The organism is Candidatus Chloroploca asiatica, from assembly GCF_002532075.1.
Classification (GTDB): Bacteria; Chloroflexota; Chloroflexia; order Chloroflexales; family Chloroflexaceae; genus Chloroploca; species Chloroploca asiatica.
In genome coordinates, this window is sequence record NZ_LYXE01000063.1 from 261558 (window position 1) to 282690 (window position 21133).

Consider the following 21133-nt stretch of genomic DNA (forward strand, 5'->3'; position numbering starts at 1 on the left):
CTACTGACCAACTACGTCAACCACTACGGCGACTTCTGACAGGCGTTCTTTGAGCATACGCTCAAGAGGAATGGCACCTCGGTAGCTTACCGCAACCGAGAGCTGCTGATGCTCGTACTCTACCAGACGCGTACTTTCAATCCCGTTGAGGTTACCGATGCGATCAAGCAGATCCGAGGCAATGATAAAACTCTGCACATCTTTGAAATGCACCGTATATTCGGTTTGTTCAGGGTGGGCAGCGGGCGGTGCAGGTTCGGCGGGTGGCGCAGATTCAACCACCACCGCAGGCTCACCGGGCACTGTCGCTTCGACCATCCGCTGAGACTCAGGATCTGGCTGGGACGGAGGAGCATCGGGCGCAAACGGACGCACCGATGGCTCGGGCCAATTCGCCTGAACAGGGGGAAGAGCGCCAGTCGACGGTGACTCACTGACACGCGCATAGGAGCGTTCAGCTAACTCAACGTTTTTTTTTGCTTCAGAGGTGGATGACGGGGGTAAACCGACCGAAGACATTGGCTTCAGCATATTGCTGAGCGAGCGCTGGAGATCCATCAACTGGGCCGACATCTGCTGCGTTTCAGCAAGGATCTGCTCACGCTCGGCCTGGGCCTCACGGATCATGCGTTCGCAATCAGCTTTAGCGGCAGCGCGTTGCTGGGCAACCTCGGCGGCCACCTGTTGGCGTGTCTGGGCGCGCTCTTGCTCGGCCTGATGACGAGCCTGGTTCAGAGCCTGGTCGTGCTGGCGACGTTCCTCAGCGAGCGCCACGCGGAGATCGGCAAGTTCCTGGCGCAGAGCATCGCGCATCTGGATTTGCTCCTGACGCTGACGCCGATAGCGCGCAATGAAGCGCTCGGTCTCCTGCTCAAGCTGACGGGTAAACTCACCACCAAACTCCACCGTCTGCTGAATACTCGTTTGGATTTGCTGCTCAAGTGTTTGATAGATCGCTAAACGCTTCTGAATCCACTCACTGAAGCGCTGCTCGTCATCAAACGAACTTTCCTGGGCTGAAGACGGCGGGAGATCAGGTTCAGGAGGCCAGGCAGAGCCTTGAGCCATAGGACAAACCTCGTGGTTGTGCAAACTGGTGCATGCTGTACAAACACCGGGGAGGAGAGACGCTGAACAGCACTATGAACAAGATTGCTTAGGCACATTTGCGGCATCAGACTGCGCAATTTTACGCACCGCTTTCGGGGGAAGTATAGCGCATTGCGCTGATGATTGTCAAGCGTGGTGTATAATAGCACGCATTATGTGGTCGGTTTAGTTCGCGGAGGCCTTATGCAGGCAAACGTCCTGCCCGTTGATGAGTATCCACTCCGTGGGCCGGTTCAGATCTGGGATGGGCCTGTCTTTTACCGTGAAACGTGTGGGGAGCCAGCAGTTCACCCACCCCTCTTGCTCTTGCACGGATGGGGCGGATCGTCACGCTACTGGCGGCCCACGATGGCTGATCTGGGCAACGATCGTATGGTGATCGCCCCTGATTTGCCTGGGTTCGGTGAGTCGCCACCACTCAAGGGGACTGCTACCGCCGAGAATCTGGCTGAGATGGTGATTGCGTTTGCCGATACGATGGGGCTGGAACAGTTTGACCTTAACGGGCACTCATTCTGTGCAAGTGTCGCCGTCCATCTCGCGGTACGGTATCCGCACCGCGTACGTCGCCTAGTACTCACCTGTGTGAGTACGTTTCGAAGCGAGGGCGAACGGCGCATTGTCGAGCAAGTACATCATATCCTGGCGCTCTGGATGGCGTTGCGACGACCGTGGATGGGACGGGTTCGCCCCTTCTATCGTACAGTTGCATCACGGTTTTTTTACCGAACGCCCAGTGATGATCAGGTTCTCTACGAGAGTTTCATTGATTTTATGAAGATGGATCAGCGTACAGCCCTTGAAACCGCGTCGAGTGCCGGGCATCCGGCCATCAATCCAGCCATGGCGTCAGTACGCAATCCAACCTTGGTGCTCGGGGCGCGCCAGGATAATATTATGCCGCCCCCAGGCACCCCCGAGGTGGCACGGCTGATCCCCGATAGCCGACTCGTCTGGATGGAGCGGTGTGGGCATTTGCCGATGATCGAGCGCCCGAAGGTCTATCATCGCGTGTTGCGTGAGTTTCTTGATTGAGCAAGAGGATGGAATGAGCGAAGATCTCGTACGTTACCGAGCCGAATTTCCGATTACGGAGAAGTATGCTTTTTTGAGCCATGCGGCTGTCTCGCCACTCAATACGCGGATTGTGCAGGCCGTTGCCGCCCACAATCAGCTCGCCTCGACTGAACCGCCGATGCGTTTTCTGGGGCAGGTCTTTCAACTTATGGGCGATCTGCGCCAGCGCCTGGCGACGCTGATCAATGCCCGCGAGGCCTCTGAAGTGGTGTTGATGCCCAATACGGCGATGGGGCTCAATACGGCGGCGGTGAGTCTGCCGTTGCGGCGCGGCGATAATGTCTTGATTCTCGAAGGCGATTATCCGGCGAATGTCTACCCGTGGCAACAACTGGCCTACAAGGGCGTTCTGACGAAAGTTGTGCCGCAGCACAAGGGTGGCCTCGATCTCGATATGCTCGCCGCCCGGATTGATCGCCACACACGTGTCATCGCCCTGAGCACCGCAATGTTTGCCACCGGGTTTCGCAATGATATCGAGGCGGTTGGCAAGCTCTGCAAAGAGCGGGGGATCTATTTTGTCGTTGATGGCATCCAGACGCTGGGGGCGTTCCCGATGGATGTGCAGGCATGCAACATTGATTTCCTGGCGGCTGGCTCGCAAAAGTGGATGCTCTCGGCACCGGGGGCGGGCTTTCTCTATGTCCGTCAAGAACTGCTTGATGAGCTTGAGCCAGGGGCGTATGTGGGGGCATCGAGTGTGGTTGACGCGATGAACTACCTCGATTACAACCTAACCTTCCCGGCCAGCGCAGACCGCTTTACGCTTGGCACACCGAATATTTACGGGGCCGTGGCACTGCGCGAGTCAGTGATGTTGCTGCAAGAGGTTGGCATCGAGCGGATTCAGCGCCAGGTGCTGACCCATGTGGATACGCTGATCAACGACTTGAGCGAGCGCGGGTATACCTTTGCCGCCGATCCATCGCCAGCGCATCGCAGTGGCATTGTGGTCATTAACAACCTGCCCGACCCCGATGCAGCCAGCAAGCGCCTCGATGAAGCCGGGGTGATTGCGACGGTACGAGGCGGGCTGCGCTTTGCGCCCCACTTCTACAATACGACTGAAGAGGTGCTGAAGGTCGGCGAAGTTCTGGGGGATAAGGAATTTCTATTATGAACATTCTCGACCAATATATCACAACGGCCCCTAGCGCACAAAATGCGGTGAATATTTTTGAGCATGCCTGGTCAGCAAGCTTTATTCACCCATACGAACACCTCGAGGCTGGTACCATCCCATGTTTTACTGACGCTCGCGTAGCCTGGGCTGCAGAAAAACTAGGAGGATTTACCAATAAAACAATTCTAGAGTTAGGCCCTCTTGAGTCTGCACAGTCATATCTATTAGAAAAGCAAGGTGCAGCAAGAATAGTCGCGATCGAAGCCAATACGATTTCCTATTTAAAGTGTCTCTTAGTAAAAGAACTCTATAACATAAAGGGATTGGAACTTTTATGTGGTGATTTCGTCTCTTACCTTAAAGAGACGCAGGATCAGTACGATGTGGCGTTTGCTAGTGGGGTTTTGTATCACATGAAGCGCCCTGTTGAATTGCTTTATCTGCTCTCACAAGTAAGTGATAGGTTATTTATATGGACACACTATTATGATGAGGCGTTAATTCATCCGAGAGAGCACTTGCGTGAGAGGTTTCAGGGTTCTGGTGAAGCAGAATTCGCAGGATTCAAGCACACACTATATCGACAAGAATATCAGACGACACTAAATTGGGAAGGTTTTTGCGGTGGGAGTGCTCCATTTAGCTACTGGCTAAGTCGATCGGATATTATTGCATGTCTCGAATACTTTGGGTTCGACCAGTTGGAAATCAGCTTCGAGACGACTGATGATCACCATGGAGGGCCAAGCTTTGCGATTGCGGCAACCCGCACGCCCAACAGTATCCGACCATCGTCTTATAGCGCCACCGTATTGGAATATACAATTGCTGAACATTTGCTTGCGAAAGAGGCGCACGAACCTGAAATAATACAGCCTGAAATACGGCAACCCGAAACCGAGAACATTGTCAGCGTTCAGATAGAAGCAATGCAACAGCTGCTAAACGAGCAACAAACCTATATCATCCATCTTGAGCAGGTGGTGCAAAACAAAGAGCGTCATATTCGTGAACTGAAGAAACATGTTGAGCGACTTGAAAATGGGCGCATCATGCGCTTGATGAAGGCATTGCGCCGCAATCAATGAACTGCTAAGCGGAGTGTATTCTTGCTCCAATGCGCTTGGCCGCTGCGTCCCAGCTCCAGCGTTGCGCTTCACTGGCAGCAGCGCTCCCTCTGGCGCGGGCTTCTTCGCGATGCGTATGGACGTGGCGCAAGAGGGCGACTAGGTGGTCATGGTCCGGCTCGGCCCACTGCGCACCACGATAGAGTGGCTCGTGTGGATCAGCAGGCACCAGGCGACGCACGGCGAGTGGATAACCACAGGTCTCCGTGAGAAAGGCAGTCGAGCCGCTCCAGTCGGTGACGATCGCGGGCACCCCACAGGCCATTGCTTCAAGGGCAGGCATGCACCAGCCCTCGCCGCGACTCGGCAGCACAAAACAATCGGCACTCTGATAGAGTTCAACGAGTTGCGGCACAGTCATGGCACGGTTGTAAAGAATACCTACAGGCGGAGCAGGCGCGGGCAAGGCAGCGTGTAACTCACGGAGGGGATTGGTCGCGGGTGTGCGACAGTCAAGTTTCAGGAGCAACAGCACCGGATCATCAGGGCGAAAGGCCGCCCGATAGGCCGACAAGAGGAGATCCCACCCCTTGCGCCGCCCCCACTCGAAGACGGAAAGAAAGATTGTACGCTCGGCAAGACGTTCACGAGCAGGCCCGGGGCGAAACGTCGCCAGATCGACACCGAGCGGCACGACATGTACCGGGCGCGTCACGCCACTCTCGCGAAACATTGCCGCCCCCCACGCCGTCGGCGTCCAGACCTCGTCCATCAGATTGGCCTGGGCCACCCAGGTTGACGGCAAGCGATCAACCTCAAGCATCGTGAAGCCAATGCGATAGCGGCCACTATTTTTGGCAAAGAGATCACCGCGTCCATAGACAACCTGGGGGACATCGAGGCGCAGAGGCAGCGCCTGCAGGGCCGTAATCTGCGGATCACCGACCCCAAAGAGGGTGGCCTCGCGGTCATCAGAGTCGAAGAGATAGAGCGGGCGCACGGCCCGCCCCTGATCACGTAGTGCAAGCACAAGTGCCCGGGACGAGCCACTATAGCCGGTGAGCGACGTAAACGACGAATGCCAGACGAATTCAGTCACGCCTCACGCTCCAATGCCTGCACACGCGCCTCGAGGCGCGCCCGGGCGGCCCGTTCTTCATCAAGATGAGACGTCAAACTATCAACAACCCGCACCAGCGAAGCATGAAACGCACTCGTCTGGGCCAACTCGGGGCCAAGCAACCACCAGGCCAGACGGGTACGGAGGCGGGCAACAAAACCGTGCGCCGGAGGCGGGCGGAGCTCGTACTGCTCACGCAGCGTAATCAACTCACGGGCAAGAAACGGATCGCGCAGTGCAAGCTCAGTCAGCGTCGGCAACGACGCGAGCGCAGGGTGATCAGCGTGCAAAGCACGTTCAACAGCGGCGAGCAGGGGCTCATCATCACCAACAGGAACCACAAAGAGTGAGTTTAGCTCAGACATATCAGTCACGTTGGGCCAGGAAGCAGGGAAAAGCCGCTCCCTGTATTACGCCTTCGGTTCTTTATTGAACAATAACAGGCACCAGACTACACTGGACACTCCCATTCGTTGCATCGAAGAGATCAGCACACAGGTAGTAGGTACCACGATTGACTCCTGTCGTATCCCAGGTGAAGTCAAGCTGATTCTCGACAGGGATCGGCGGTGACGACGTTGACGGTCGTGACAGAACCGGCAGAAAGACCTGGGACTTCGTTGGATCTGGAAGCGGAACGGCACCTCCACCAACACGAGCAGCCAGATTCTGGCGCGGATTGGCGCGATCAGTCGTGTAATAGAAGGTTGCCTGGACTGCCGCTGGTGCTTTATTCAGACTCATAATGACTTTGTAGGGCGTACCGGCAGCAACCGTATTGCTATTGGTCAAACGAATCGAGCGGATCCGTTGGGTGAAGGGGCCACCGCCTGTGATGCGATCCGCCACCTCGGTGATATTCTCATTGGGATCAAAACGTAGCTCAAGAATTGGTGCCGTTCGCCAATTCAACGGCCCAGTGGGGCACTCGCCTTGCCATTCCTCAGCCATGCCACTTTCAGGATCCCACAGATCAATCATGATCTGCTGGCGGCCAATGTCATAGGGGATATCGGGGCCAACTATGGTGCAACGAAAACCAGGGCGGCCACTCGTCCCCTGAATCGACCAGATCCAACGGCCAATCATGCCATGTGGAATATTAGACCACGGAACAAGCCAACTCGTCTCCATGTCAATGGTAAGATAGCGATAGACATTTGGATCAAGGGGAAGCGGTGTATTCAATTTGATGGCTACATCAATACCGGCAGGCAACGGACCAGAAGGTGTTACGAGCAGCATACCATCGCCATCATAGGTCGCGGTTGGAGGTGGGCTTTCCAATTGAAAATGTATCACAGTGGCATCGCCATCACCAGGACGAAAATCCCACGCATTGCCAGCGAGGGTCGCATAATCATTGCCGCTCGCAGGCGATGGCACAGCAAACGTACCAATTGGCGTCTGATTGATCTGAAGAGCCTGGTCACTGCGCTGCGAACAACAGGTGGTCAGCGTGCCAACCCCCACCTGATAACGACCAGGCGGCACACCTTGCAGATCAACCGAGGCGCGCCCATTGATGCCATTCACTGGCGTCAAACGGATATCGCGGGTTGTTCCCACAGGACGGAGCCACAGTGCCTGCACGGCGGCATCAGGTGCCCAGGTAATTGTATGCTCAGAAGGCGTACAATCAGTCAAGCGAATCCAATCCACTTCAAAACCTACATTGGCGGCAATCGCAGTCGGATCAATCCGCAACCCTTGCCACTGACCACGTGAGGTCCAGGCTTCACCGACGGTAACCCCGTTGGGTGGATTGGCAAGATCGACCTGAATCACTTGCCAGCGTGGAGTTGGAAGATTGGCAAAAGCTTCCGGATAGAGCTGCATATAGGTCATGCCAAACGCCCCTTCGGGACGATTCAGATAACGATCAGCAAACCAGAAGATCCGCATCACGTCAGGGCCAAGGCGATTTGCCGCCGGCGACTCACTCCGCAAGGCAACGTAGAGGCAGCGCAGGTTGCTAGGAATCGGTGCATTCGCCCCAACCAGATCATTGATCGGTAAGACAAGGAGATCACTCGCCGACTCGCGAATATAACCAGGAAAAAGAGGAAAGAAAGCCGCATTGCCATCACCACTGATCGCATCGCTATACGAGGAACCTCGAAAGACACCATTGCTGACTTGCGGATCTCTGATGAGACGACGCTGACCTGATTCGTTAAGATAGTGAGAAATATCGCCATACTGATCCATATCCCATGGATTGCCGAAAAGATGGGTCGCATAGTCAAGGCTCTCGGCAATGAGATTCGTTGGCACTTGAACCCCAGATTGTTGGATTGTCTGAGCAGTACCGGGGGTAATGAGGATCATAACAACAGCAAGTGTGCCTAAGATGGGAAGCAGAAGGCGTAGAGCAGAGCGCATGATCCAACCCTTTCTCCAAGATCTGACATGCGTGTACCGGCAAACCGTTGTCAGTGGGCATATTGTAACAGGTCTGGCGGCTTTTCTGTTAACCAAGCAACTGCTGGGCAGAGGTCAGCGCCGCGTGGTAATGGGTTTGTCCAGGCACTTGCTGCAGGCGATGCAACACTGAGACAATGTGGGCATGGGCAGCATCCTCATTCAGGTGAAGAGGCATACGAGCAGCCACGATATCATGCATGTGAGCCAGCGTTTGTGCATAAGCCCAACGCAAGGCACGTTCCTCGGGGGTTGCACGACGCGCTGCACAATACGAAGCCTCAGCAGGAGCAAACGCCTCGCTCAGTTCGGTCAGACTCAAGCGCTTGAGCAGATAGCGCAAACGGCCTTGATGATAGTAAGCCATGCGGGTAACTTCGTCACGTGTCGAGTGGGACTCTTGATGGGCGAGGGTTGCCGCTGGTGCATACACCAGTCGATAGCCCGCCCGGACGAGTCGCCAGCAGAGATCGACGTCTTCGTAATACGCGGGCCAGAAGCCTTCATCAAACAGACCAACCTCAACAAGGGCCGCCAGGCGCAGCGCCAACGCCGCGCCGGTTAGCAACGCATAGTCACGCGGCGACTCATATTGGCCCTGATCAGTCTCGCCCCAACCTACATGGCGCACCAGGCCCAACGGCCATTCCAGCCGCGCCCCGGCATGCTGAAGGCGTCCGTCAGGGTAACGGATCTTGCTGCCAACGGCCGCAACCTGAGGCTCGTCGAACTGAGCCAGCAAACCGGCCAACCAGCCTGGATCAACCAGCGTATCCTGGTTGAGCAGGACGGCAACATCAAACGAAGGCGAGGCAGCGATGATATGGCGCAGGCCCACATTCATCCCCCCGGCAAAACCAAGATTGCGCGAATTGGCCAGAATTTCGACCTCGGGCAAGGTGGCGGCAACCTGAGCGATGCTCGCATCGGCAGAGGCATTATCCACAACAAGGAGTTTGTCGGACGGGCGGCTCTGGCGCAACACGGCAGCAAGACAAGGAAGCAGCGCATCGGCAGCATTCCAACTCAAGACAATGACAGCCACGCGCACCGGCATTACTCCTTGCTGGACGGAGGAACTGGCACCTCGCCGCGTTGCCGCACCTCCAGGCGCAACACAGCATCTTCGAGCCCTTGTAACTGCATCGCAAAAGCCTCGATCTGGGTTTTGCCAATGCGAGCCATGTGATCAGTTACTTCAGCCTGGGCATAGACAACCTGAATATGCGCGGCGAGCAGAGGCATGACGGGGCGCACCAGCAGGTGAGCCAAACGTCTGCCGAGTTGCGCCAACAACGGTGTATCCGGGGCGGGCTTCTGAAGCTGATGCCAGCGTTCTTCCAGCAACCGCACCGCTTCATTGCGTTGCGCAACTGGCGATGGCTGCGTTGGGCGTACAGGCTCACGGAGAAGGGGAGCGAGGGATCGGGTACGCAGAGGCTCACGGACAAAACGCAGGATCGGCTCAATCAGGTGCGCCCATTGCAACCGTGACGCCAGGGCGCGCGCCCGGAGCGCCTGTTGTGACCGCAGTTCAGCATCCTCAAGCAACTGTACAAGTGCCGCACTGACGGCAGTCGGATCTTCAGGGGGAACAACCAGACCAACGCCTTCGGCACGGATCAACTCTGCCGCTGGATCGCCGTCGCTCAAGAGACTCGGGCGGCCCACCCAGAAATGATCAAGCACCCGCGAACGCACCGCCGCATAACGGGTCTCGAGGTGGTCACGATGCAACGAAACAAAGAGATCGGCCTCAAGCAGCAGATCGGCGCGTTGGGCATAGGGCACCCATTCGTCGTAGAAAAAGACGTGGCGATCAAGCAGACCAAAGCTTGCGGCAAGCGTACGGGCCTGCGCCCCGGCCTGCATCGGCAGCGCATGTCCAGGGTGCCGCCCTGCCAGAAAGACCAACCGCACCTGAGGCAGGGCCTCGACAACCGCCGGCATCGCCGCTACTAACGTCTGCGGATCCAGCCAATCCCACAAGCCACCACTCCAGAGCACGAGCAGATCATCCGGGCCAATGCCAGGCACCACACCGCGCAACCCTGGCCCCTGGCGAACAGGAGGAGCCGCAGGAAGACCAAACGGCACCACATCAATAAGACGACGAAGATCGGGATCGTGGTCAGTCAAGGTGGGCGTCACCCGGCCAGCGAGGAGCAAAGCACCGATATAGAGGTCCCGTTGACGCTCGGTAGCGCAGAGAAAACCGTCTCCAGCGGCTAACTGACACTGGAAAAGCGCCACATCACGCTGGTGGCGCAATGAGCGTTCCGCCGCAGAGGCAGTGCGGAAGAGCTCAAGATTTTCAAGCATGGTGGGATCGTAGAGATCGATGAGCAAAGGCACATCGAGCTCAGCCAGTTCAGGATGCGCCTCAAGCAGATGCCCGTTGAGCAACACAACGGTCGTACCAGCAAGCCAGGGAGCAAAACTAGCTGGCTTGCCCGGTGTATAGGAACCGAGTTGCAAACCAGGCGGTGGGGGCAGATCAATCTGATTGGGGGCAACCAGAGTCGTTGGCACATGGCCTGCCAGGGCACGGGCAAGCTCCCAAGCGCGGATACCCGGCCCAGCCATGCGCGAACCAACCACATCGTGGCAAACGATCAACAGATGCGGCGCATCTATGCTCATGAGAGCGATCCTGACGGAGGCTCTGGCGAAAGAGATTGATCGTCATGATCCTGCAGTGAGCGCACAAGCTCTGGAGGTAACAACTCATGGAGAAGTTGTTCCATAGCCGTACCGAACGCATCGGCAGTAAAACAGGCCTCATAACGAGCACGCGCAGCAACCCCTAGACGCTGGCGCAATCTGGGTGTCGTCACCAACATCGCGAGATCCGAAGCAAGCGTCTCGGCATCATCAGCCGGAACAACCAAGCCCTCCTGTCCATGGCGTACAGCTTCGGTCACACCTCCAACATCCGTTACCAGGATCGCCTTGCCATAGGCCATGGCCTCAAGAATAGATACCGGCAAGACCTCATCACGCGACGGCAAGACAAAAATATCAGCCTGGGCGAGATAGGTCAGTGCCTCAGCATGGGAGACCAGACCAGTAAAATAGATATTATCGACCGAAGCAAGTTCGGCACGAAGCTGACGATAAAACACCCGATCCAACACACTTCCCACGAAATAGAGCTCAAATTGACTACGCAAAGCGCCCGGCAAAGCAAGCAATGCTTTGGCAACCAAATCCTGGCCTTTACGCGGCTCGATACTGGCCATCACCACCACGGCAAGCGGACGGTCTTGCGTTTTAGGCAAGCTCGGGATCAAAGCAGGGGCTTGAATCCCATAGGGAATTGGGGCAGGCATTTGGCGTGGCACAAGATCCGCATAGAGCGCAACCGTTGCGGCAGCAGGAAAGATCAACCGATCAGCAACAACCAAAGCTTCGTGGGCAACTACTTCGCTCTGGATCAACTCGCGCCCAAACCGCGACTCGTGGAGCCACCAGGCACATGGAACACTCATCACGTGGGCGGCAAGCACCACACGACGCCCGAGGATGGTATTGACAAGCACGAGATCGTAATCGCGAACAATGGTTGCCGCCAGCAACGCATCAGCATAGAGGTCATCAATCAAACGGAGACCAATACCAGCAGCTTCAATCATTGGTTCAAGCGGACCTGCCGAAGGCGAAGCAATCGTTACGGCATAGCCCCGCGCCAACAGAGAGCTTGCCAATTGCACCAACATCAACGGTGCCCCTGTGAGCGAAAGCTCGTGGGCGCAGAGCAACACACGGGGCTGACGATCGGGCACAGGCGCACGACGTGGTCGTGGCTTGAGCAGAAGGGCAGCCATTTCTGCCATCTGTTGAGGAGCATACGCTTCAGTAAGCTTAAAGCCCGCCATGATCGAAGCCATCCGCTCAAGCAAGCTTTCCCCGGCAGGATCAGCAATCGTAGGGCGACGATGCACTGGCGAAAGGTGGGGACTAAAATAGGGATCGCCCGCCATCATCTGGGGCAGCATCTCGATCGTTGCACGCAAGACATCAGCAGGAGGCAACGTATAACCACGCGAACCACCTTCATGGTGAAGCAGCGTTGCGTAGGGTGTATAGACAACCCGCAAACCGTGCTGATGAGCCGCCAGGCAGAAGGTCAGATCACTATACCCCACACGATAGCGTTCATCAAAGCCCCCAATGGCTGTAAAGACCTCGCGGCGCATCATCATACAGGCACCCGTAAGTGCCAGCAGATCACGATACCACTCGGAGGAACCAAAGGGGCCATAGGTCGGGGTCACATCCCCATCAAAGAGGTGGCTCCCGTGGCCTTCGACGCCAATGGCGACACCGGCGTGCTGCGTCGTACCATCAGGGCGCACCAATTTACAGCCAACCACCCCAACCTCGGGGCGCTCGGCCCAACCAACCAGTTCGTGCAACCAATCACCGGTACGTATCTCGGTATCATTATTGAGGAAGAGCAGCAACTCGCCACGCGCCTCGGCTACACCAAGATTGTTGGCCCGCGACCAGTTGAATGGTTCCGCGAATGGAACAACGCGCACCCGAGCATCGGCCTTGAGTTGCTCATAATAGGCCAGCGTGCGCGCATCAACCGAGCCATTATCAACAATGATCACCTCATAGTTGGGATAGGTTGTGGTGGCAAAGAGTGAACTGAGACAGGCGTGGAGCAACTCGTAGCGATTGCGATTCGGAATAATGATCGAAACAAGTTTATCTGACACCGGCCAGACCACCCGCAGGTCACTCGCATTGAGCCGCACCACCTCGGCGGAAGAACCGAGGCCACGTGCGAGATGATCGCGCAGCGCACGTTCCTGGCCGGCCAGCGCCCACGGCTTGGCATTGGCATCACGCGAAGCTGAACCAGGCATCTGACGCCAGTGGTAGAGCACCCGCGGAATATGGTAGATCGCCCTGGTACGCTCGCTGCAACGCAACGCCAGATCCCAATCCTGGGCACCGTCGGTGGCCGGATTGAAGCACCCTGCCGCTTCAACGAGACGCCGCCGGAAGACGCCGTGCATCAAATAGTTGGTCGAGAGCAACAGATCCGGCGACCAGGCCGACGGTTTGAACCAGGGACTATGGCGTGTTGTTGCGTCCTCACTCAACTTATCTTCATCATAGTAGACGATATCAGCCTCTGGATGGGCCTTGAGCGTCTGAACAACCTGAAAGAGCGCCTCGGGGGCCAGGGTATCATCGTGATCGAGGAGCAGGATAAACTCACCTGTCGCGAGCGCAAGGGCGGCGTTCGAATTGGCACTAATGCCCTCATTCTGTTCAAGGATCGTCAGGCGCACGCGGGAATCAGTCGAAGCAACGCGCTGGAGCAACGCGGTCACCTCTGGCTCGGTCGAAGCATCAGCGACACACAACTCCCAGTGATCATAGGTCTGCACAAAAAGCGATGCCAGCATCGCCTTGAGAGCCGCTGGTGCGGGATTGTAGACTGGGGTAACAATGCTAAGCAATGGACGCTCGGCCAACTGAGACACCTGCCGACGCTGAGCGATCAACGCGGCTGCATCTGGCTCATTGGCCGCGATCCAGCGTGCATAGACCGAGGCAGGATCAGAGGGCAAAGCAAGTACAGCAGGAGTCACGGGAACAGGAGCATCAGGAGGCTGCAGCGGTGGAAGGATCGTGCCACTCCGTTGGATGCGTCGGGCCAGAGACATCAAACGGCCCCGCTCAAAAGCACGAATAACGCTTTCGAGCCAGGCAATATGTTCATCGCGATGCGCAAGTTCTGTTTCAAGGTGGCGAGCATATGTCTGCGTCTCAGCAAGCATCGAACCGGACAACAGATCAGCGGCGTCACGGCGAGCAAGATCACGAACCAGATCGCGTTGTTGTTGAACAACCCTAGTGGTATGGGTCAGGGCGTCTATCTGCTGCTGCAACGCAAGGGTTTGCTGCTCATAAAATTGTTGGGTTTGCTGGAGCATCTGCTGCTGCTCTTCAGCATAGCGTTGGTGGGTCAAGAGATGCTGCTGGTGTTCTTCGGCCAAGCGCTGCTCGGCCTGCTGGTGACGCTGAGCGAGATCGCGCTGCTCCAGGCTTAACGCCCGCAGGTCGGAAGTCTCTTTCCACAATTCCCAGAAACGGCGCTCATAATCACGCACAATGCGTGCTGTCGGTTCATTGCGACGGCGGAAGCGTACCGCCCAGGGCGTAATGAAGGACGCATCAAAATCGACGTCGCGGTAGAAACCGTGCCGCGCAAAGAGGGAAGCCCAGTATTCAGGGGGATTGACGTTGAAGTGAGTGACCTCTTTATAATCAAACGGCGAAGAGGAGAAGAGGATATCGTCGCTGTGGGCGCAGAAATTCGCTACCGCACGCTCGGACGCTTCTTTTGGCATATGCTCGAGGACTTCGATGCAGATGATCAGATCATAGCTACGGTCAAAGGGATCAGCCACCGAACCAACCCGAACATAAGACTTGACTGCTTCGGGAGCATTGGCAATCGCAAACTCCGAAATATCAATTCCCTCGGCGGCGACCCCACGCTCACGCAATTGTTCCACCAGCAACCCGAGGGCACAGCCTGCATCGAGAGCATCGCTGGGGGCAATCGTGGCAACGATTTCGTCGGCAATCCCGCCAAAAAAACGCGTCCAGTGCTCATCACGCTCATACGGTCTTCCGCAGCCTGTCGCAAAATAGAACTTATCGTACAGGCTCTGCGGATTATGTTCCGCCATCCCGCTGCTCCTTCTCACGCATCACAACGCCAGGTGCCGCGCAACGCCAGCATCCCATAACGCTCACGTCCGGCATCATTATGCACAACAATCTGATAGAGCCGGTCATGCAGGTCAAAGACATGCAACTGGGTACTATCCACCACCGCAACACTAAGGCTATAGCGCCCTGTCAGGAGCGGTAGATCGTTGACGGTATAATCAAGAAAACCCTGGCCCATGATACGTGGGATTGCAACACTGTCAAACCCGGTATTGGGGCCACTGATCCAGATGCCGCTCTCGTGGTAGATACCCACCCCAAACACCGGCTCGGTGATCGGCTCGTGGGCCTCGTAATGTATACGTATTGTCAGAGATTTTCCGGTGTGAAAGACCGCCCGTTCTTCACCGGTCTCGTCAAGCAATTGAACGCGGACAACCTCAACTTCGCGTGTTCCCCGCCGAAAGAGGCTCTCGGTCGCTGGTGAAGCATCCTCGCTCTCCTCACCCTCACGCGTTCGTTCGTTTTCGAGGCGAATTTTTTCTTTCCGGTTGACCTCAGCGAGATAGGCATCAATGACTGTGCCTGCGGGGCCATCGGCGCGCTGTTGGCCGTGGTCAAGCCAGACGGCCACATCGCAGAGCGAACGCACGACTTCGAGGGCATGCGAGACAAAGATGATCGTCTTGCCAGCCCGGCGAAAACCATAAATGCGTTCCATGCATTTGCGCTGGAACGCCTCGTCGCCCACGGCCAGCACCTCGTCGGTGATGAGGATATCAGGATCAACTGCGGTCGCAACGGCAAAAGCCAGGCGCGTATACATGCCCGAAGAATAGTGCTTGATCTCGGTATCAATGAAGGGGCCGATATCAGCAAAATCAACAATCTCTTCGAGCTTGCGTTCCATCTCGCGCCGCCCGATCCCCATCAACGACCCGTAGAGGAAGACATTTTCGCGCCCATTCAACTCGGGATGGAAGCCACTACCCAATTCAAGCAGCGCCGCAATGCGCCCACGGGTACGCACGCGCCCACTTGTGGGCTCAAGGATACGGGTAATCAACTTAAGCGCCGTACTCTTACCGGCCCCATTATGCCCAACCAGGCCCAACGACTGTCCTTCTTCCACCGTAAAATCGACATCGCGCAAGGCCCAGAAGACATCACCGGGTGGGCGCGGGCGCACCAGACCAATCACCCGCTCTTGCACCGTCTTGCGCTGATCTTTATGCAAGACAAAGCGCTTGCTAACCTGGTTGAATTCAATGACAGGGCTCAAATTTCTTCCCCAAAATTGCGGCTGACGCGCTGAAACACCCAATAGCCAACGACCAGGATAACGAGTGCCGTGACACTGACGCGTAGCACGCTGCTCAACGCGGGCAACGCGGGCGTCGGGATCTGCCCGACCGCAACGACATTACCATAGAGGATTTCACGATAAAATTCAATCAATGACGCCATCGGATTGAACCAGCGCACCAGACGCACAGTCAATCCTTCGCCAAAAACCCCAAGCGGATAGATAATCGGGGTCAGGAAGAACCAGATATTCATAATGATGCCAATGAGATGGACAACATCACGATAGAAGACCGCTGCTGAGCCGAGCAGCATGGCAAAACCCGCAAGCATGATCGTCTGGATCAGCATTAGTACGGGCAAATAGGCAAACGACCAGGAAAAATTGAGTCGCCCGATCGTCGTCAACTGCACCACCGCCATCACCACAAACATCATCGGCAACGAGAGCACAAAGTTGATCAGGCTCGAAAAGACTGTCACCAGCGGCAAAACCTCACGAGGAAAATAGACCTTCTTGATCAGCGCAGCGTTGTCAATAATGCTGCGGGTACCGCCAATAATCGACTCGGCGGTATAGTTCCAGGGCAAAAGCGCAACAATAATAAAGACTGGAAACATAGCGATGCCACTCGGCAACAGCAGGCTAAAGACAATCACATAGACCAGCATCATGCCTAGGGGAGCCAGTTGCGTCCACAGATAGCCAAGTGCACTGCCTTTATAGCGCGTGCGAAGATCACGGAGGGCAAGGTTACGGATCAGTTCACGATAGCTCCAGAGTTCAACAGCTTTGGTGGTAATCCCGGCACTCCGCTCAAAAGCAACCCCTGTGAATCCAAAAGTAAGGCCAAAGACCGTGGCAAGGGCGATCAAGTGGGGGACATACCGCGGCTCAGCGGCTGCTGGCAGGGGAGCCGGAACAGCCCAGACACTAGCGGGGGGCGTTGGATCAAACCGGACATCATAGGTCACGACGACATAGTTGAGCGTCGCCTCAATGATACGCAGGCGCACAATGGCGCGATCTCGCTCGGCGAGTTCAGCGGCGGCGGCGGGATTCGTTGCTGCACAGGTCACCAACGCTGTTTCGCGAGCCTCAGTGACATTGATCCCGACGGTATCACAGAGGGCATCGAGGGTCGCATTGCGCGTATTGATCGCAAAACGCCAGAGATCGTAGCGGGCTTCGAGCGCACGGGCCACATCCTGGAGTTCCTCTTCAGGGAGGGTCGCAAGATCGCGGGGCGTGGCAACCGGTTCAAGCTCGCGTGACATCGGGAAGGCCTGAGAGCGAATGATCTGGCGCAGGAATTGCGCAAACGCATCAGGCTGACTAGGTGTAGCCTCAGGCGAGGTAGACAACCAGAGCTCCCAACCCAGCATATTGCGCAGAACCTCGCGGCCACCTGCGGCACGGATCTGGCGCACCAGTTCTTCGGCCCCAGCATGCGCAAGCGCTTGTGCCTCACCTGCGGTTGAAGCAACGCCACGCACCAGCACCACGCCAGGCTCATCAGGAATGAAATCAACCCGATAATTGGGAAGCCCAAAGCGCACATCACCACGGGCGAAGGAACGCTGACGCAAGACCTCAGTCGCATCGCCGATCGCAATGCTCAGGCCAGTCACATTCGGGCCAACCGGATTATAGATCGCGCCATAGCGCTCGAGATCAAAATGGGTCTGCGCCGTCGCATAATAGACAACCGGCTGAGCGAGTACCCGCGGCACGGCAATGGCAAGAGCGCCCACAACAGACAACAGCACCCAGAACCATTGATAGAGCCGCAAGCCCAGGACAACTCGATTGAGCAGAGCAAGACGATCAAAGAAATTCACATTACTATCCGCATACGTAGTGCTGTTTCAGCAGGAAGATCAAGGGTTACCAGAGCTACGGCAGGCCACCAGGCCGTACGCCACGACAACCGCCCACGCAAAGTTTCAAGCTCGACATCTTCTAGAAAAACCTGTCGCGTTGCCGCTGGCACATGCAGCGTCAGGCCAGGTAAAGCGGTACGCGTTGGATTGGTGAGTTGCAGATGAAGTTCGCCACGCTGCGCATCAAGGGCATCAGCTTCAACGCGCACCTCAGCAATCGCCGCATACCATGTCGTAAGCTCATCTAATGGAGCAACCCAGAGGCGGATATCATTCGCCACGCGGGCAGCGACCCGTTGCCAGGAGGCAATCTGTTCAGGACTAACCACCTCTTCGGTATGCGCCCAGAAGTCTATCATACCACCAGTCTCGACGGCTCGTTCAATTTGTACCAGGGCGAGGCTTGTACGCGGTACCGTCAGGTAAAAATCGGGGCACGCCATCATGCGACCCTCGCGTCCAGGTAACCAACATGGACGCGGATAGAGGACAACCCCGTCTTGATCAACCTCCCAGAGACTATACTGGGCCTGGTTACTGAGACGAGTCACACTGGTGATACCTGCCAATTCCAATTCATCCCACGAAGCATCGCTCATACCTGCGCTACTACTCCAGGGAAACGCGAGCGAACGAGCGGGGGGCACCCCCCGTTCTGCCGCGAGGTTATTCCAGGTCTGGAGATCGAGGCGCCAGGTAACTGGATCAACGAGGCCGCCGTGGAAATGACTAAAGGTATGACTCTCAATCGTATGTCCGGCTTCACGCAACGGCTCAATCAGATCCCCAAAATACCACTCGGGATGGGACTCAACCGTACCAAAAGGGTCATCGGCAAACCAGGGCGTTGTCGTCCACCGATCCGAAGTCCAGCCATTGGCCTGGGTCGCCCAGGGAAAGATCGGATTGCCAAGGAACTGACGCTGCTCGCGATTGCCGAGCAAAAAATTGTAGCCCGTCGCATAATAGGTCGCCCGGATCGCGAGTGGGGCAAAGACGGCCATAGTTGTCGCAAGGCCCTCGCGCATCCGCCGGGCGCGCAGCAAATAGTCTTGATCGACATTTGGGTCGCCAATCGAACGCGAATGTACCAGGCCCCCCATCGCCGTTTCCCAATCGAAGGTAAAAGCAACAGCCGCTCGGCGGCCTGCCGGCCAGGTTGCAAGCCGAGGGAGGACGGAGGTCTCGGTGGGCGCAGGAGGCAGACGTGAGGCACAGGCAGCCAGCAAGGAGCCGCCAGCGAGTGCCCCGGCGAGCCGCAAAAAGCGACGCCGTGAGAGGATCCCTCCTTGCTGGTCTGGTCTGGTTTGTTTCATAGGCTTACTGGTCACAACAGCGCGGATCGGGCGTGGCAACCAATTGCGCCAGGGCAACCCCGCCCTGCCGAACACGCACGCGATCAAGGTAGATGCGATCATCTGAGGCTGGCGCAAATCGGATGGTCAGGCTCGCTGCCTCAGCAGGGGCCTCAAAACTCCCCAGGATCGGCGACCAAGCCCGTGGAGGTTGTTCAGGGGTCCAGAGCACCACCGACTGCCAGAAGGTGCGGTCGGTCTGGATAGGCTGGTCGGCCTCATCGTACCAGTGAAACGCAACGCGCAGGCGGGTCGGCGAGCGCTGGATCGAATCGGTCAGGGCAAACCCCGACACACAGTAGCGCACCCCGGGTTGCACCGGCACAGCGGGTGTCTGGAGATAATTGCCAATGCCGATCAACTGCATCGCACGGCCATCGCCATCAAGATCAAAGCCCTGACCATCAACCGCCGGGCCACGCAACTCGACGCCACCGGCACGGCGGTTCCAGCCATCAGGGAGTGTACCAGGCAGACTCACAAGGGCAAAGTCAGCATTAGGCAACAACTCACGGGCAACAAGCGGGTTGCAACGAGCGACCCGTTGCTGAAGATAGAGCAGCGCACCCAGCGCACCAACTGCGAGGCAAAAGATTGTCGCGCCAAGCAGGAGTCGTCGTGAAACCATCACTCTTTCCGGCATCGGCATCCACCGACGCACGGCATATCGCTAAGGATCAAGTGCCAACACGTGATTGTAGCATAGTTTGTAGGACAGGCAAGCGATGCCAGCTTTGCTGGCATCGCTTGCCTGTGCGTAGGGTTTACGCAGGGAACCTGCGGCCCCCAAGAAACTCGCTTGAAAGGTATCAGCCCTAAACGTCAGTGGTATAATGACGTGGTGAAAGCGAACAAGACAGGTATGAGGAGGATCTATTGTGATGCGACACGTGCGCGCCCTTATGCTGGGCGTCGCCCTGATCGCGCTCGTAGTGGCTGGCGTTGGCTACGCCGCGTTGAATGAACTACGTGCCCCGGCTGACCCGCGTGGTGAACCGGTTGAATTTGTGATCAGGCCAGGAGCAAGTACATCGGAAATAGCTACCCAGTTGCGGAGTCAAGGGCTGATCCGCCAGCCGATACTGTTTACATGGCTCAGTCGTAGCCAGGATCTCGATGGGCGCCTGCAGGCTGGGCGTTATGTGCTGAGTCCGACGATGACGATGAGTCAGATCACCATTGCCTTGCAAACCGCACGAATCGAGGATGTGCAGGTAACGTTCGTCGAAGGGATGCGCCTCGAAGAGATCGCCGACACGCTCGAAGCGGCGGAAATAGTCGAAGCGACCGCTTTTCTGGAAGCGGCCCGTGATGGCGCTCGCTTTCGTAACGAATTCTTCTTGCTGAATAGCTTGCCTGATGGGGCGAGCCTTGAAGGGTATCTCTTCCCTGATACCTATCGTTTTCCGCAACAGGCAAATCCCAATGACGTGATCCGCCGCATGCTCAATCGTTTTGTCGAGCAGTATGCAACGATCGAGCGCAGTGTCCAGGTGCCTAATGTGAATGTGCATCAACTGGTTACGATGGCTTCGATTGTGCAGCGCGAGTCGGCCCTGGTTGATGAGATGCCGTTGATCGCCGGGGTCTTCTGGAACCGGCTCAAGCCCGAGAATGCACCGATTGTCGGTGGCGGGTTACTTGGGGCTGATGCAACGATCCAATATGCGGTAGGCTATAGTACCGTTGAACAAACGTGGTGGCGCAAAAATCTGACGATGACCGACCTGCAGATTGAGAGTCCGTACAATACACGGTTGCGCCCCGGTCTCCCGCCAGGCCCGATTGCCTCACCGGGGCTTGATGCGCTACGAGCAACCGCGCAACCCGATGATGCAAATGGTTATCTCTTTTTTGTCGCCAGTTGCGAACTTGATGGTTCACACAATTTTGCGGCCTCATTCACAGAATTCTTGCAGTACGAGGCCGAGTGGTTGGCCTGTCAGTAGCCCTGTCCGGCTTCTGT

15 protein-coding genes are annotated in these 21133 nt (G+C 56.7%); 4 read left to right on the top strand and 11 right to left on the bottom strand.

Going from position 1 to position 21133, the window contains the following annotated elements; all coding sequences use genetic code 11:
- Positions 1-1068: a F0F1 ATP synthase subunit B gene (locus A9Q02_RS06935; protein ID WP_097651608.1), complete on the bottom strand. Its 1068-nt coding sequence runs from the start codon at positions 1066-1068 to the stop codon at positions 1-3.
- Positions 1069-1293: 225 nt separating this feature from the next.
- Between A9Q02_RS06935 and A9Q02_RS06940 the strand changes: the two genes are divergently transcribed.
- The 3 genes from A9Q02_RS06940 to A9Q02_RS06950 are packed head-to-tail and all read left to right on the top strand — an operon-like array spanning position 1294 to position 4398.
- Positions 1294-2145 (top strand): alpha/beta fold hydrolase, encoded by an 852-nt coding sequence (locus A9Q02_RS06940; protein ID WP_097651609.1) that lies wholly within the window; start codon positions 1294-1296, stop codon positions 2143-2145.
- A 13-nt stretch (positions 2146-2158) separates the two neighbouring features.
- Entirely contained in the window at positions 2159-3307 is a 1149-nt protein-coding gene (locus A9Q02_RS06945) for an aminotransferase class V-fold PLP-dependent enzyme (protein ID WP_097651610.1), read from the top strand.
- Positions 3304-4398, top strand: coding sequence for a class I SAM-dependent methyltransferase (locus tag A9Q02_RS06950; protein WP_141508756.1), 1095 nt, complete (start codon positions 3304-3306; stop codon positions 4396-4398). Before A9Q02_RS06945 ends, A9Q02_RS06950 begins: the two co-directional genes overlap by 4 nt.
- Positions 4399-4402: 4 nt before the next feature.
- On the opposite strand, the gene A9Q02_RS06955 is transcribed toward A9Q02_RS06950, so the two are convergent.
- The 10 genes from A9Q02_RS06955 to A9Q02_RS07000 all read right to left on the bottom strand — a co-directional run bounded on the left by A9Q02_RS06955 (position 4403) and on the right by A9Q02_RS07000 (position 19795).
- On the bottom strand, positions 4403-5476 hold the full coding sequence (locus tag A9Q02_RS06955; protein WP_097651611.1) for a glycosyltransferase: 1074 nt from the start codon (positions 5474-5476) through the stop codon (positions 4403-4405).
- Positions 5473-5862 carry a hypothetical protein gene (locus tag A9Q02_RS06960; RefSeq protein WP_097651612.1) on the bottom strand — a complete coding sequence of 130 codons (390 nt, stop codon included), beginning with the start codon at positions 5860-5862 and terminating at the stop codon, positions 5473-5475. The genes A9Q02_RS06955 and A9Q02_RS06960 overlap by 4 nt, the downstream gene beginning before the upstream one ends.
- Positions 5863-5923: 61 nt before the next feature.
- Complete coding sequence (locus A9Q02_RS06965) at positions 5924-7828, bottom strand: hypothetical protein (RefSeq protein ID WP_141508758.1); 1905 nt, start codon at positions 7826-7828, stop codon at positions 5924-5926.
- A 142-nt stretch (positions 7829-7970) separates the two neighbouring features.
- Positions 7971-8972: a glycosyltransferase family 2 protein gene (locus tag A9Q02_RS06970; protein WP_172450744.1), complete on the bottom strand. Its 1002-nt coding sequence runs from the start codon at positions 8970-8972 to the stop codon at positions 7971-7973.
- A gap of 5 nt (positions 8973-8977) precedes the next feature.
- The gene (locus A9Q02_RS06975; protein ID WP_097651615.1) at positions 8978-10564 is read right to left on the bottom strand and encodes a glycosyltransferase family 4 protein; all 1587 of its coding nucleotides are present in this window, start codon (positions 10562-10564) and stop codon (positions 8978-8980) included.
- Positions 10561-14640, bottom strand: coding sequence for a glycosyltransferase (locus tag A9Q02_RS06980; RefSeq protein ID WP_097651616.1), 4080 nt, complete (start codon positions 14638-14640; stop codon positions 10561-10563). The genes A9Q02_RS06975 and A9Q02_RS06980 overlap by 4 nt, the downstream gene beginning before the upstream one ends.
- Positions 14641-14654: 14 nt before the next feature.
- On the bottom strand, positions 14655-15905 hold the full coding sequence (locus A9Q02_RS06985; RefSeq protein ID WP_097651617.1) for an ABC transporter ATP-binding protein: 1251 nt from the start codon (positions 15903-15905) through the stop codon (positions 14655-14657).
- Positions 15902-17770, bottom strand: a complete 1869-nt coding sequence (locus A9Q02_RS06990) for an ABC transporter permease (protein WP_097651618.1) — start codon at positions 17768-17770, stop codon at positions 15902-15904. The genes A9Q02_RS06985 and A9Q02_RS06990 overlap by 4 nt, the downstream gene beginning before the upstream one ends.
- Positions 17767-19128 (bottom strand): polysaccharide deacetylase family protein, encoded by a 1362-nt coding sequence (locus A9Q02_RS06995; protein WP_141508760.1) that lies wholly within the window; start codon positions 19126-19128, stop codon positions 17767-17769. The genes A9Q02_RS06990 and A9Q02_RS06995 overlap by 4 nt, the downstream gene beginning before the upstream one ends.
- Before the next feature lie 4 nt (positions 19129-19132).
- On the bottom strand, positions 19133-19795 hold the full coding sequence (locus tag A9Q02_RS07000) for a hypothetical protein (RefSeq protein ID WP_097651620.1): 663 nt from the start codon (positions 19793-19795) through the stop codon (positions 19133-19135).
- 253 nt (positions 19796-20048) lie between these two features.
- On the opposite strand from A9Q02_RS07000, the gene mltG reads away from it, so the two are divergent.
- On the top strand, positions 20049-21116 hold the full coding sequence (gene mltG, locus A9Q02_RS07005) for an endolytic transglycosylase MltG (protein WP_097651621.1): 1068 nt from the start codon (positions 20049-20051) through the stop codon (positions 21114-21116).
- Positions 21117-21133 lie beyond the last annotated feature (17 nt).

Coding starts and splice junctions, on each gene's coding strand:
- mltG (WP_097651621.1), top strand. CDS start 20,049: ATGCGACACGTGCGCGCCCTTATGCTGGGCGTCGCCCTGATCGCGCTC.
- A9Q02_RS06975 (WP_097651615.1), bottom strand. CDS start 10,564: ATGAGCATAGATGCGCCGCATCTGTTGATCGTTTGCCACGATGTGGTT.
- A9Q02_RS07000 (WP_097651620.1), bottom strand. CDS start 19,795: ATGGTTTCACGACGACTCCTGCTTGGCGCGACAATCTTTTGCCTCGCA.
- A9Q02_RS06980 (WP_097651616.1), bottom strand. CDS start 14,640: ATGGCGGAACATAATCCGCAGAGCCTGTACGATAAGTTCTATTTTGCG.
- A9Q02_RS06935 (WP_097651608.1), bottom strand. CDS start 1,068: ATGGCTCAAGGCTCTGCCTGGCCTCCTGAACCTGATCTCCCGCCGTCT.
- A9Q02_RS06940 (WP_097651609.1), top strand. CDS start 1,294: ATGCAGGCAAACGTCCTGCCCGTTGATGAGTATCCACTCCGTGGGCCG.
- A9Q02_RS06945 (WP_097651610.1), top strand. CDS start 2,159: ATGAGCGAAGATCTCGTACGTTACCGAGCCGAATTTCCGATTACGGAG.
- A9Q02_RS06960 (WP_097651612.1), bottom strand. CDS start 5,862: ATGTCTGAGCTAAACTCACTCTTTGTGGTTCCTGTTGGTGATGATGAG.
- A9Q02_RS06965 (WP_141508758.1), bottom strand. CDS start 7,828: ATGATCCTCATTACCCCCGGTACTGCTCAGACAATCCAACAATCTGGG.
- A9Q02_RS06995 (WP_141508760.1), bottom strand. CDS start 19,128: ATGAAACAAACCAGACCAGACCAGCAAGGAGGGATCCTCTCACGGCGT.
- A9Q02_RS06950 (WP_141508756.1), top strand. CDS start 3,304: ATGAACATTCTCGACCAATATATCACAACGGCCCCTAGCGCACAAAAT.